Below are 12,108 nucleotides of genomic sequence, written 5' to 3'. Positions count from 1 at the left end.
CGATACAGGAACCGGCACATGGCTACGCCGCAGGACAAACCCATCGCCCTCGTCACGGGCGGCGCTCGCGGGATCGGCCGGGCCATCGTCGAGCGCCTCTGCGCCGACGGCTTTGCGGTCGGCATCCTCGATCGCGAGGCCGAGATCGCAAGTACACTGGTGAGGGAGCTGACGGCGCAAGGCCACAGCGTCTTCTTCGAGGCGGTCGATCTCGCCGATCACGCCGGCCTCTCCGCGCTGGCGGAGCGGCTGCCGGTGGCGCGGGCGCTCATCAACAATGCCGGCATCTTCGAGAACAAGCCGTTCTTCGATCTCGCGGCAAACGATTTCGGCCGGATGATGGATGTCAACGTCACTGCCCTCTTCCTCCTCTCGCAGGCGGTGGCGCGGCGGATGGAGAAGGGCGGGCGCATCGTCAACATCGCCTCGCGCACGTTTCTGGGCGCCCGCAATCACGCCCATTACGTCGCTTCGAAAGCAGCTGTCGTCGGCCTGACCCGGGCGATGGCGATGGAGCTTCTGCCGCGCGGCATCGCCGTCAACGCGGTGGCGCCCGGCGGGGTCGCGACCGAGATGGTGGCGAAGCAATCGGAGGAAGCGCGCGCCGCCCTGCTCGCCCAGCAGCCGACCGGGGCGCTGGCGGCGCCGGAGGACATCGCCAACGCGGTCGCCTTCCTCGCCTCACCGCGCACCAATTTCATCTACGGCCAGGTCCTGCTCGTCGACGGCGGCAAGTCGCTCGGCGGCGGCATGGGCGGCTGAGGATATGGCGATGAGCGAGAGCTTCGACGAAATCCGCGACGTCGTCGTGATCGGCTCCGGCGCCGGCGGGATGTCGGCCGCGATCACCGCCGCCAAGGCCGGGCTCGACGTGCTGCTGATCGAGAAGAGCGAATATGTCGGCGGCAGCACCGCCGTCTCGGGCGGCGCCGTGTGGGTGCCGGAAAATCCGCATGCCGCCAAGGCCGGCCATGCCGATACGCGCGAAGCGGCGATGACCTATCTCGAAGCCGTGCTCGGCAACCGTCTGCGGCCGGATCTGATGCGCGCCTTCCTCGACAACGGGCCGGAGATGGTCCGCTTCTTCGAGCGCGAGACGGCACTGAAATTCGAGGCGCGCGCCTATTCGCCGGACTACCAGCCGGAACAGCCCGGCGCCTCCAAGGGCGGCCGCACGATCGACCCCGCGCCGTATGACGGCAATGAACTCGGCGCCGATTTCGCCTTGCTGCGCCCGCCGCTGAAGGAATTCACCGTGCTCGGCGGCATGATGGTCAATCGCAAGGATATCGACGCGCTGGTCGGCCGCTTCCGCAGCCTCGCAAATTTCAGGCACAGCGCGAAGCTCCTGATCCAGTACGGCCTCGACCGCCTGCGCCATCCGCGCGGCGCGCGGCTTCTGATGGGCAATGCACTGGCCGGACGCCTGCTGAAATCGGCGCGACAGGCGGGTGTCGTCATCCGCACGCAGACACCGGCCGGGGCGCTGATCCTCAAGGACGGCACTGTCGTCGGGGTCACCGTCAAGGGGCCGCAGGGTGAGCGGCGCATCGGAGCGCGGCGCGGCGTGGTGCTGGCAAGCGGCGGTTTCCCGGCCAATGCGGCGATGCGCGGCGAGCACATGCCGCATGCCGAGGTCCACCGCTCGATGGCGCCGAAGACCGATACCGGCGACGGCATCGCTCTCGGCCTCGCGGCGGGCGGCGCCCTGCGCGACGACAATATCGGCGCGGCCTTCTGGACACCGGTCTCGGTGCTAAAAAAGTCCGACGGCAGCGAGGTGCAATTCCCGCATCTGATCCTCGATCGCGCCAAGCCCGGCCTGATCGCGGTCGACGGCAAGGGCCATCGCTTCGTCAACGAGGCGACCTCCTATCACGGCTTCGTCGAGGCGATGCACGCCAGCGGTGCCGTGCCCGCCTTCCTTGTCTGCGACAGTGACTTCCTGCGCAAATACGGTCTCGGCCTCGTCCATCCCGGCCTGAAGACGCCGAAGTCCTTCGTCGAAGCCGGCTATCTATTTGAGGGAGAAAGCGTCGCGGCGCTCGCCGGACGGATCGACGTGCCGGCCGGGGCGCTGGCTGAAGCAGTCGCCGGCATGAACGCTGCGGCGCGCTCGGGCACGGATGCCGCCTTCGGCAAGGGCTCGAGTGAGTACAACCGCTACCTCGGCGACCCCAACCACAAGCCCAATGCCTGCCTCGGGCCGATCGAGACCGCGCCCTTCTATGCCGTGAAGGTCTGGCCCGGCGATATCGGCACCGCGACCGGCCTGACTTGCGATCCCCAGGCGCGCGTCCTTAGCCGCGACGAGCGGCCCGTCGCCGGGCTCTATGCCTGCGGCAACGACATGAACTCGATCATGGCTGGCGCCTATCCGGGCGCCGGCATCACGCTCGGCCCCGCGCTCACCTTCGGCTTCATCGCCGGGCGGGCGCTCGCCGCCGAGACCGACCGCCTGCCGCACTGAGAAAGGCATTCCGATGAAACTCTACCAATCCACCACCTCGCCCTTCGTGCTCAAGGTCCGGATCGCCGCCGCCGAGCTCGGCCTTATCGACCGGATCGAGATGCTCGATGTCTCGCAGGAGTACAAGGCCGGCGGCCCGCTGGCGCGCGAGCAGAACATCATCAAGACCAACCCGCTCGGCCAGGTTCCGACACTGCTGCTCGACGACGGCATGACGATCGCCGACAGCCGCGTCATCTGCGAATATCTCGACGGGCTTGGCGGCGGCTCGCTGTTCCCGGACGAGCCCAAGACGCGCTGGAACGCGCTCAGCGAGCAAAGCTATGGCGACGGGCTGCTCGATGCCGCGCTGGCGGCGCGTTACGAGGGCCTCCTGCGCAGCGAGGAGCAGCGCTGGCAGCGCTGGATCGACGGGCAGCTCGCCAAGGTTCATGCCACGCTCGACCTGATCGAGGGCAAGGCCGCCGGCTTCGGCGAGCGCGTCGATATCGGCACGATCACGTTCTACTGCGCTCTGGCCTATCTCGACCTGCGCTTCGCGGACCTGAACTGGCGCGAGGGCCGGCCGCAGGCCGCTGGCTGGTTCGCCAAGATTGGCGAGCGGCCCGCCTTCGGCGGCCAGAAGCTGGGTTGAGGCCAACGCGAGCGGGAGGCGGCGATGGGCGCAAATCTCGGGCTTGCCGGCCGGACCGTCCTGATCACCGGCGGCGCCTCAGGCATCGGGCGGGAATGTGCGCTGGCTCTGGCGCGTGAGGGGGCGGCCGTTGCCATTGCGGATGCGAACGAGCAAGGCGCTGCCGACACGGTTCGCGAGATCGAGGCGCTCGGCGCCCGTGCGCTCGCGGCCAGCTTCGACGTGCGCAATCCGGCCGCCACCGAGACGGCGGTCGAAGCGATCGAGCGCGATCTCGGCCCGCTCGAAGGGCTGATCACGGCGGCCGGCATCTCCCGCCCTGCCCCGGCGACCGAACTCGCCGCGGAAAGCTGGGAAGCGGTGATCGGCGTCAATCTCTCCGGCACCTTCTATTCGTGCCAGGCAGCGGGCCGGCGCATGGTCGCACGCGGGCGCGGCGCCATCGTCACGATCGGCTCGGTCTCCTCGCTCGGCGGCCAGTCCGGCCGCGCGCATTACTGTGCCTCGAAGGCCGGCGTCGTCGGGCTGACGCGCGACCTTGCGGTCGAATGGGGCTCGCATGGCGTCCGGGTGAACTGCATCGGCCCGAGCGCGACCGATACCCCGATGATCCGCCGCGGCATCCCCGAGAGCTTCGTCTCGGGCGTGATGGAGGATCGCACGCCGCTCGGGCGGCTGGCCCAGCCCTCCGAGGTCGCCTCGGTCTGCCTGTTCCTGCTTTCGGATCTCGCCAGCTACGTCAACGGCGCTTTGATCATGGCCGATGGCGGCGTCTCGGCCGGCTTCTTCACGCGCGGCCATGGCCGCGACTTCTCGTCCAAGGCCCTGCTCGCGCAGGGCGTCTACAGCGAATGAACCGGAGACCGACATGAGCAAGCTCGCCCTCGTCACCGGTGCCGGCCGCGGCATCGGCGCGGCCATCGCCCATAAGCTCGCGGCCGATGGCTGGCGCGTCGCCGTCTGCGACCTGACGCAAGAGCCGGCGGCGGTGGTCGCGGGCGCCCTGCCCGGCTCCGGCCATAGCGGCTGGGCGGTCGATGTCTCTAACGAGGCTTCCGTCGAGGCGCTGTTCGATGCGGTCGAGGCGGCGCATGGGCCGGTGACCGGGCTGGTCTGCAATGCCGGCGTGCTGCTGATGGCGGCCGATGGCGAGCGGCCGACCATCTTCGACATGACGCTCGACGACTGGGAGAAGACCCATGCCGTCAACACGCGCGGCGTCTTCCTGAGCATCCGCGCCTATGCGCGCCGGCGCCGCGCGCTGCCGGTCGAAGGCGGGCGCGTCACCACCACGAGCTCGGTCGCGGCGGAGCTCGGCGGCTATCGTGGCTCGGCCAGCTATATCTCGTCGAAATCCGCGATCCTCGGCTTCACCAAGGCGATGGCGCGCGAACTCTCCTCGCTCGGCATCACCGTGAACTGCGTGGCGCCCGGCGTGATCGACGCGCCGATGCTCACTGCGGCGACGCCGCGCTCGGCCGCGCCGGGCTCGATGGATGCGCTGGCGCAGGCCGTCCCGCTCGGCAGGCTCGGCACGCCGGAGGATATCGCCGGGGCCGTGTCCTTCCTGCTCTCGGAGCAGGCCTCCTACGTCACCGGCGCGACGATCGACGTCAATGGCGGCTACCGGATGGCCTGATTGGGGAGACCGATATGATCCTGCACGGCTATTTCCGCTCCTCGGCCGCCTGGCGGACGCGGATTGCCTTCAACCTCAAGGGCGTGGCACCACAGAGCGTGATCCACAACCTGCGCGACGGTGCCCAGAACGAGCCGGCCTATGCCGCGATCAATCCGCAGAAACTGATCCCGGCGCTTGAACTCGACGACGGCACGGTGCTGACGCAATCGCTGGCGATCATCGGTTGGCTCGACCGCGAGGTGCCGCAGCCGCCGCTCTTCCCCGTGGATAACGCGTTGCGCGCCCGCGTCGAGGCTTTTGCGCTGGTCATCGCCTGCGAGACCCACCCCTTCCAGAACCCGAAGATCCAGAAGCGCTTGCGCGGCAAGGGCTTTTCGGAGGCGGACGTGCAGGATTGGCTCGCGGCTGCGATGAGCGAGGGGCTTGGCGCCTGCGAAAAGCTGATCCGGGACCAGCCCGGCCCGTTCTGTTTCGGGGATGCGCCGACCTTGGCGGATATCTGCCTTGTGCCGCAGATCGGCAGCGCCCGACGCTACGGGATCGACCTTGCGCCTTATCCGAAGCTCGTCGCGATCGACGCGCATTGCGCCACCCTGACCGCCTTCATCGCGGCAATGCCCGACCAGCAGCCGGACGCCGTCTGAGCTGGCTCACATCAGGATGCGCATCAACTCGTTCTGCGAGGAGATGCCGAGCCTTGCATAGGCGCGCTTGCGATAGGTCAGCACGGTGTTGATGCCGACGCCGAGTTCCAGCGCGATGCCCTCGGAGGTCAGGCCGGCGGCAACGAGAGCGCAGACATCGCGTTCGCGCTTCGACAGGCCGGGCGCGGTCGTCTCCAACCGAGTGTGGAAATCCTTCGCGACGCCACGGCCGCCCGCCGGTTTCGTCACCTCGTAATGCCGCCAGAGCGCCGCCATCAATAGCGGCGCGCTCTCGACCAGATTGTCGATCTCCGCCTCGCTGAAGCTCTCCTTGCGGCGGCGATAGATGCTGAGCCGCATCGTGCCGGCCTCGCGGCGCTGCAGCAGCGAGAAGCGCTCCGACAGCCCGACCGAGAGATAGCATTCACTGCGATAGGCCGAGCTCTCGATGTCGCCGGCCTTCATCCGCAGGCCCCAGCAATCGGCCTCGTCGCCGTCGTCGAGCGCGATCGCATTGGCCGGATCGGCGCGCCAGTGCCGGGAGACGTAGCGGCGGGCGATGTCGAGCGCGGGCTGCCCGGAATTGTAATGGTTCTCGGCCAGTAGCGTGTGGACCTCGCCATCGGGGGCCGCGACGAAGGCGGTGACGATCTCGGTGCCGGTGAAACGACGGGCGATATCGAACAGGCCGCTGGAAAAATCGGAGCGGCCGACGCTTTCGATCACGCGCGGCATGGTCGCCAGGATACTGCGCGCCGCCAAGGCCTGCTGGATGGCCACAAGCTGCATTCAAACCTCCCGCCGGCCCCTCTTTCGACCCGGCGAACAGCCGGCGGCGGAGGCCGTTTCAGGCTCATAGCGTTAACAGTATCCAACTTCGCATGCAAACTTTCGGATGAGGCACGGCGGGGTTCGGCCGGGGCTTTCAGTCGACGAGGCCACGCTCCAGCGCCATGTCGATGCAGCCATGGATATGGCCGTGCAGCAGGCGTTGCGCCTCTGCGGCGTCGCGATTGAGCGCGCAGTCGAGCAGCGCCTTGTGGTCCTCGGTCGAGGTCGGTCCCCAGAAGATGAAGAACACCATCTGGTAGCGCAGATAGCGGTCATAGATGCCGGCATGGAGGTCGAGCAGCGCCTTCGAGCCGCAGGCCGAGACCAGCGCCTGATGGAACTCGAAATCGTAGCGCTTCCAGGCCGGCGTGCCGGACTCGTCGCCGGCGAGCAGGCGCTGCTCCATCCGGGCGAGCTTGTGATGGGCGGCGACGACGCGCCCTTCCCATTCGACATCGCCGGCCTCGAAGGATTGCGCCAGCGCGTTGCTCTCGATCAGCAGGCGCAGATCCGCGAGTTCCTTCAGATCCGTTGCCGAACAGGGCGCGACCTGGAAGCCGCGCTGCCCTTCCGCGACCACGAGGCCTTGCGGCGCCAACCGGTTCAGGATCTCGCGCAAGGTGCTGATGCCGACGCCATAGACCGACTTCAAGCGATCGAGCGGCAGGCGCTGGCCCGGCTGAAGCACGCCGAACACGATATCGTGCCGGATGCGCTCATAGGCCTGCTCGCCGGTGGAGAGCGCCGGGATGTCTTCGCCGCCGATCTCGAATGCCGCGTCCGTCATGGTGCTCCGTTCCGCCTCGCCCCGTTCCTGCCAGCCGCTGAGACCGACTGCAAGCCAAACGATCATTCCAACCTAAATCAACTGATGATCTATAAATTATCAGTTGATCTCTATTTCATCCTGTATCACGTTCTCTCCATGAAATGCGAGCGAGGCCACGAGAACCTCGCCCTGGGAGAACGTCATGTCGGACAAGGAAGGGCCTGCCCGCGCGCCAGCGGGAGGCGCGGCCGCATCGCGCCGCCTCTACATCCTGAACGGCCCGAACCTGAACCTGCTCGGACAGCGCGAGCCGCATATCTACGGCTCGACCACGCTGGCCGAGATCAAGGAACGCTGCGGGGCGAAGGCGGATTTGCTCGGGTTTTCGGTCGATTTCCGCCAGACCAATTTCGAGGGCGAGCTGGTCGAGAGCGTGCATCAGGCGCGGCTTGAGGCCTGCGGGATCATCATCAACCCGGCCGGCTACACCTTCACCTCGATCGCGCTGCTCGATGCGCTCAAGATGTTCGACGGGCCGAAGATCGAGTTGCACATCTCGAATGTGCATGCGCGCGAGAGCATCTATCACAACTCGCTGGTCTCGCGGACCGCGACCGGCATCATCATCGGTATGGGTGCCGCCGGCTACGAACTCGCCATCCAGGCGATGACCGGCCTCGTCGCGGCGCGGGGCTGAACGGTGCCTCCGCCTGCCCTGCCTCGTCGGACTTCAGGGGCGCAGCATGCGCAGCACGGTATCGATCGCGGCTGCCCGGCGACGGACCAGCGCTTGGGGCGCGCCCATGTCGTGGCCGAAGACCTGGCGGATGCTGGCGCGGTTGGAGACGTTGTAGAAGGCGAGCGCGCTGATCGTCAGGTGGATGTCGAGCGCCTCGATGCCCGGCCGGAACAGCCCTGCCGCGACGCCGCGCTCATAGGCCTCGCGGATCATGTCGATGGCCGAGAGATTGAGCGTCGCGATCCGGTCCGAGGTCGCGAGATGGCGGGCATGGTGGATGTTCTCGACCATGACGAGCCGCACGAAATCCGGGTTCTCGGCATGATAGTCGAAGGTGAAGCCGGCCAGCAGCGTCATCGCCTCCACTGGCGGCAGGCTGGCGAGGTCGAGGCTGCGCTCGAAGCTGCGGATCCGCTCGTACATCTCCTCGAGGACGGCGCGGTAAAGCCCCTCCTTGTCCCCGTAATAATAATAAATCATCCGCTTGCTGGTCGCGGTCCGTGCCGCGATCTCGTCGACGCGCGCGCCGCTCAGGCCGTTCTCGACGAATTCCTCCTTTGCCACAGCCAGGATGTTGCGACGCACGCCCTCCGGGTCCTGCGTCCAGGACGCCGGCTTTCGGCCCGTTGCCTTCGGCACCGACGCTGCCTTGTTCATGCTTCACCCGCGAGAGAACCAGCCCGGAAACTAGGACGACCGCATCGAAATGGACAAGGCGGTACATTGCGCTTGACCAAATGAACTAGATAGTACATTTAACATGTCGCCGGCATAGCGCAAGCCGGCAAGCCTGAAGACCAAGGCATCCGACGAGAGGTGCCGCGACTGCAGACGGAAGCCGGATCGACCCCTTCGAGAAGGTCGGCCGCCAGGGAGCGCCATGAACTACAAGCTCGATTTCACGCCAGTGATCGATGGGCTGCCCGCCCTGCTGATGGGCTGCCTCGGCACCTTCCTGCTCGCCTTGTGCGGTATGGCGCTGGCCATCGTCATCGGCATCGGCGGCGTGATCCTGCGCGACTCGAGGATCGCGCCGTTGCGCTGGCTGGTGAAGGCCTTCGTCGAGCTGATCCGCAACACGCCCTTCCTGGTCCAGATCTTCTTCATTTATTTCGCTCTGCCGCTGATCGGCGTGAAGCTCGACCCGACGCCGACCGCGATCATCGCGCTGGGCATCAATGGCGGCGCCTATGCGATCGAGATCATCCGCGGCGGCGTGCAATCGATCGGCAAGGGCCAGATCGAGGCGGGCCTCGCGCTCGGATTGCACAAGGCTCAGGTCTTCCGGCTGATCGTGCTGAAGCCGGCGCTCCGGGCGATCTTCCCCTCGCTGACCAGCCAGTTCGTGCTGCTGACGCTGACGACCTCCATCGCCTCGGCGATCTCGGCCTATGAGCTGACCTCGGTGGCGCAGCGGATCGAGTCCGACAGTTTCCGCTCCTTCGAGGTCTACGGCACGATCACGCTGTTCTACCTTGTGATCTCCTGGGTGATGATGCGCTTCTTCGACGCGATCTCGACCCGCTACTTCAGCTATCCGGTGAAGTGAGGGCGCGATGGGATCGAACGAATTCCTCTTCCTGCTCACCGGTCTGAAATGGACCGTGCTGCTCTCGCTGGTCGGCTTCATCGGCGGCGGCGTGTTCGGGCTCGCGATCGCGCTGATGCGCGTCTCCGGCCGGCCACTGATGGAGCGGATCACCTCCGGCTATATCGCCGTCTTCCAGGGCACGCCGCTGCTGATGCAGCTCTTCGTGGTCTATTACGGTCTGGCGCTGGTCGGGCTGAAGCTCGATGCCTGGGTCGCGGTCGCGATCGGCTTCACGCTGCATGCTAGCGCCTATCTCGGCGAGATCTGGCGCGGCTCGATCGAGGCCGTGCCGAAGGGCCAGACCGAGGCCGCCAAGGCGCTGAGCCTGTCCTATGCCTCGCGGATGCGCGACGTCATCCTGCCGCAGGCGATCCGCATCTCGCTGCCGGCGACGATCGGGTTCCTCGTCCAGCTCATCAAGGGCACCTCGCTGGCTGCCATCGTCGGCTTCACCGAGCTGACGCGGGCGGGGAACATCGTCTCGAACCAGATCTTCCAGCCGCTCCTCGTCTTCGGAATCGTCGGGATCCTCTACTTCCTGCTGTGCTGGCCGCTCTCGCTTTACGGCTCGCATCTGGAGCGCCGCATGGCCATCGCCGCGCGCTGACCACCCCGTTCACCGCCTGAACCAACCAAACACAAGAGGGAGAGAAACATGACGCAGTCCAAGACCACCCGCCGCAGCGTTCTCATCACCGGAGCCGCCGCCTTGGCGATGCCGGCCGTGCTCGGCACCCCTGCCCTCGCGGTCACTCCGGCCGAGATCAAGGCCAAGGGCAAGATCGTCGTCGGCATCCAGGGCGACAACCCGCCGTGGGGCTTCGTCACCAGCGCGGGCAAGCAGGACGGCCTCGACGCCGATATCGCGACGCTGTTCGCCAAGGAGCTCGGCGTGCAGGTCGAGTTCGTGCCGCTCGAGGTCAATAACCGCATCCCGGCTCTGACCACAGGCCGCGTCGACGTGCTGTTCGCGACCATGGCGATGCTGCCGGAGCGCGCCAAGGCCGTGCAGTTCTCCAAGCCCTATGTCGCCAACACCATCGTGTTCATCGGCCCGAAGAAGGACAAGATCACCACCAACGAGGACATGGGCCGCTACACGATCGGCGTCGCCAAGGGCGCGGCGCAGGACACGCAGGTGACCAAGAACGCGCCGGCCAGCACCACGATCCGCCGCTATGACGGCGATGCGCCCTCGATCCAGGCGCTGGTCTCCGGCCAGGTCCAGGCGATCGGCGGCAACATCTTCTACATGCAGCGCATCGAGCAGGCCCGCCCCGGCGAGTTCGAGAACAAGCTCGAATTCCAGAACCTCTACAATGGCGCCTGCACCCGTCTCGGTGAGAAGGAGATCAACGCCGCGATCAACACCTTCATCGACAAGATCAAGGCCAATGGCGAGCTGCAGAAGGTCTACGACAAGTGGATGAAGGTGCCGGTACACAAGTTCCCGGACAGCCTCGAAGGCATCACCTTCACCGCGAGCTGAGCGCTCAGGAAAACGGGATCAGGGCCATGAACCAGCCAGCCGTCCAGAGCGCCGCTCCAGCGGAATCCATGATCGCCATGACGCATGTCGAGAAATGGTATGGCGAGTTCAAGGCCCTGACCGACATCAACCTTTCGGTCCGTAAGGGCGAGCGTATCGTTCTTTGCGGGCCGTCGGGCTCCGGCAAGTCGACGCTGATCCGCTGCATCAACCATCTGGAGACCTATCAGAAGGGCGAGATCAAAGTCGGCGGCACCAGACTCGGCGACGATGCGAAGACCATCGACGCGGTGCGCCGCGAGGTCGGCATGGTCTTCCAGCATTTCAACCTGTTCCCGCATATGAGCGTGCTTGAGAATTGCATGCTGGCGCCGATGCGCTCGCTCGGCGCCAGCAAGGCGGAGGCGGAGGAAACCGCCCGCAAGTTCCTTGGCCGGGTCAAGATCCTGGAACAGGCGGAGAAATATCCGGCCCAGCTCTCCGGCGGCCAGCAGCAGCGCGTCGCCATTGCCAGGGCGCTCTGCATGAAGCCAAAGGTCATGCTGTTCGACGAGCCGACCTCCGCGCTCGACCCCGAGATGGTCAAGGAGGTGCTCGACACCATGATCGGCCTCGCCGAGGAGGGCATGACCATGATCTGCGTCACCCATGAGATGGGCTTCGCCCGGCAAGTGGCGAACCGCGTCATCTTCATGGCCTCCGGCGCCATCGTCGAGGAAGCGCCGCCGGAGGAGTTCTTCCACAACCCGCGCCACGAGCGGACGCGCAAGTTCCTCGGCGAAATCCTCAGCAAGCACTGAAGCCTTGCGTCCGGCTCGGCCGGGCGCCTCAACGGAATGCGACCGATGTCACGCCTCGTCTATGTCCTGAACGGCCCGAACCTGAACCTGCTCGGCAAGCGCCAGCCACATATTTACGGGCACGAGACCCTCGCCGATGTCGAGCGCGACTGCCGCAAGCTCGCCGAGGAGCTGAAGCTCGAACTGCGCTTCCACCAGTCCAACCGCGAATACGAATTGATCGACTGGATTCACGAGGCGCGCGAGGACGGCGTCGGCATCGTCATCAACCCCGCCGCCTTCACGCATACTTCGGTCGCGCTGCTCGACGCGCTCAACACCTTCGAGGGGCCGGTGATCGAGTGCCATATCTCGCAGGTGCATAAGCGCGAGGCCTTCCGGCACCATTCGTATGTTTCCATGCGTTCCGACGGCGTCATCGCCGGCTTCGGCACGCAAGGCTACCAGCTCGGCTTGCGGCGCATCGCCAAGCTGATCGACGATCAGGCCGCGTGAGGAT

The 12,108-nt window shown here is 66.4% G+C and carries 15 protein-coding genes; 12 read left to right on the top strand and 3 right to left on the bottom strand.

What is annotated here, in order from left to right:
* The first annotated feature begins 18 nt into the window (after positions 1–18).
* From Q9235_RS08560 to maiA, 6 genes are read left to right on the top strand one after another with little or no spacing between them, the layout of a single operon-like run.
* A complete protein-coding gene (locus Q9235_RS08560) occupies positions 19–762 on the top strand; it encodes an SDR family NAD(P)-dependent oxidoreductase (protein ID WP_306226389.1) in 744 nt (247 codons plus the stop codon).
* A 10-nt stretch (positions 763–772) separates the two neighbouring features.
* Positions 773–2,470: an FAD-dependent oxidoreductase gene (locus Q9235_RS08555; RefSeq protein WP_306226387.1), complete on the top strand. Its 1,698-nt coding sequence runs from the start codon at positions 773–775 to the stop codon at positions 2,468–2,470.
* Positions 2,471–2,483: 13 nt separating this feature from the next.
* On the top strand, positions 2,484–3,104 hold the full coding sequence (locus Q9235_RS08550) for a glutathione S-transferase family protein (RefSeq protein ID WP_306226386.1): 621 nt from the start codon (positions 2,484–2,486) through the stop codon (positions 3,102–3,104).
* A 24-nt stretch (positions 3,105–3,128) separates the two neighbouring features.
* Positions 3,129–3,959 carry an SDR family NAD(P)-dependent oxidoreductase gene (locus Q9235_RS08545; RefSeq protein WP_306226385.1) on the top strand — a complete coding sequence of 277 codons (831 nt, stop codon included), beginning with the start codon at positions 3,129–3,131 and terminating at the stop codon, positions 3,957–3,959.
* A gap of 13 nt (positions 3,960–3,972) precedes the next feature.
* A complete protein-coding gene (locus tag Q9235_RS08540; RefSeq protein WP_306226384.1) occupies positions 3,973–4,743 on the top strand; it encodes an SDR family NAD(P)-dependent oxidoreductase in 771 nt (256 codons plus the stop codon).
* 14 nt (positions 4,744–4,757) lie between these two features.
* Positions 4,758–5,390: a maleylacetoacetate isomerase gene (gene maiA, locus Q9235_RS08535; RefSeq protein WP_306226383.1), complete on the top strand. Its 633-nt coding sequence runs from the start codon at positions 4,758–4,760 to the stop codon at positions 5,388–5,390.
* Positions 5,391–5,396: 6 nt separating this feature from the next.
* On the opposite strand, the gene Q9235_RS08530 is transcribed toward maiA, so the two are convergent.
* Both Q9235_RS08530 and Q9235_RS08525 read right to left on the bottom strand, forming a co-directional pair.
* On the bottom strand, positions 5,397–6,179 hold the full coding sequence (locus tag Q9235_RS08530; protein WP_306226381.1) for a helix-turn-helix transcriptional regulator: 783 nt from the start codon (positions 6,177–6,179) through the stop codon (positions 5,397–5,399).
* 136 nt (positions 6,180–6,315) lie between these two features.
* On the bottom strand, positions 6,316–7,008 hold the full coding sequence (locus Q9235_RS08525) for a GntR family transcriptional regulator (RefSeq protein WP_306226380.1): 693 nt from the start codon (positions 7,006–7,008) through the stop codon (positions 6,316–6,318).
* Between the two features lie 184 nt (positions 7,009–7,192).
* On the opposite strand from Q9235_RS08525, the gene Q9235_RS08520 reads away from it, so the two are divergent.
* Positions 7,193–7,687 (top strand): type II 3-dehydroquinate dehydratase, encoded by a 495-nt coding sequence (locus Q9235_RS08520; protein ID WP_306226379.1) that lies wholly within the window; start codon positions 7,193–7,195, stop codon positions 7,685–7,687.
* Positions 7,688–7,720: 33 nt separating this feature from the next.
* Here Q9235_RS08520 and Q9235_RS08515 read toward each other — a convergent pair whose 3' ends face one another.
* On the bottom strand, positions 7,721–8,386 hold the full coding sequence (locus Q9235_RS08515) for a TetR/AcrR family transcriptional regulator (protein WP_306226378.1): 666 nt from the start codon (positions 8,384–8,386) through the stop codon (positions 7,721–7,723).
* Positions 8,387–8,609: 223 nt separating this feature from the next.
* Here Q9235_RS08515 and Q9235_RS08510 point away from each other — a divergent pair, with 223 nt between their 5' ends.
* From Q9235_RS08510 to aroQ, 5 genes are all read left to right on the top strand, one after another.
* Entirely contained in the window at positions 8,610–9,278 is a 669-nt protein-coding gene (locus Q9235_RS08510) for an amino acid ABC transporter permease (protein ID WP_306226376.1), read from the top strand.
* Between the two features lie 7 nt (positions 9,279–9,285).
* Positions 9,286–9,927, top strand: a complete 642-nt coding sequence (locus Q9235_RS08505) for an amino acid ABC transporter permease (RefSeq protein ID WP_306226374.1) — start codon at positions 9,286–9,288, stop codon at positions 9,925–9,927.
* A gap of 48 nt (positions 9,928–9,975) precedes the next feature.
* Positions 9,976–10,809, top strand: coding sequence for a transporter substrate-binding domain-containing protein (locus Q9235_RS08500; RefSeq protein WP_306226373.1), 834 nt, complete (start codon positions 9,976–9,978; stop codon positions 10,807–10,809).
* A gap of 68 nt (positions 10,810–10,877) precedes the next feature.
* Positions 10,878–11,609: an amino acid ABC transporter ATP-binding protein gene (locus Q9235_RS08495; protein ID WP_306228163.1), complete on the top strand. Its 732-nt coding sequence runs from the start codon at positions 10,878–10,880 to the stop codon at positions 11,607–11,609.
* A gap of 45 nt (positions 11,610–11,654) precedes the next feature.
* On the top strand, positions 11,655–12,104 hold the full coding sequence (aroQ, locus tag Q9235_RS08490; protein WP_306226372.1) for a type II 3-dehydroquinate dehydratase: 450 nt from the start codon (positions 11,655–11,657) through the stop codon (positions 12,102–12,104).
* The last annotated feature ends 4 nt before the right edge of the window (positions 12,105–12,108 follow it).

The sequence above is a fragment of the Bosea beijingensis genome (genome assembly GCF_030758975.1).
GTDB lineage: Bacteria > Pseudomonadota > Alphaproteobacteria > Rhizobiales > Beijerinckiaceae > Allobosea > Allobosea beijingensis.
The sequence above is the reverse complement of the archived record's forward strand: the minus strand, read 5'-3'. Positions and strand labels throughout refer to the sequence as shown.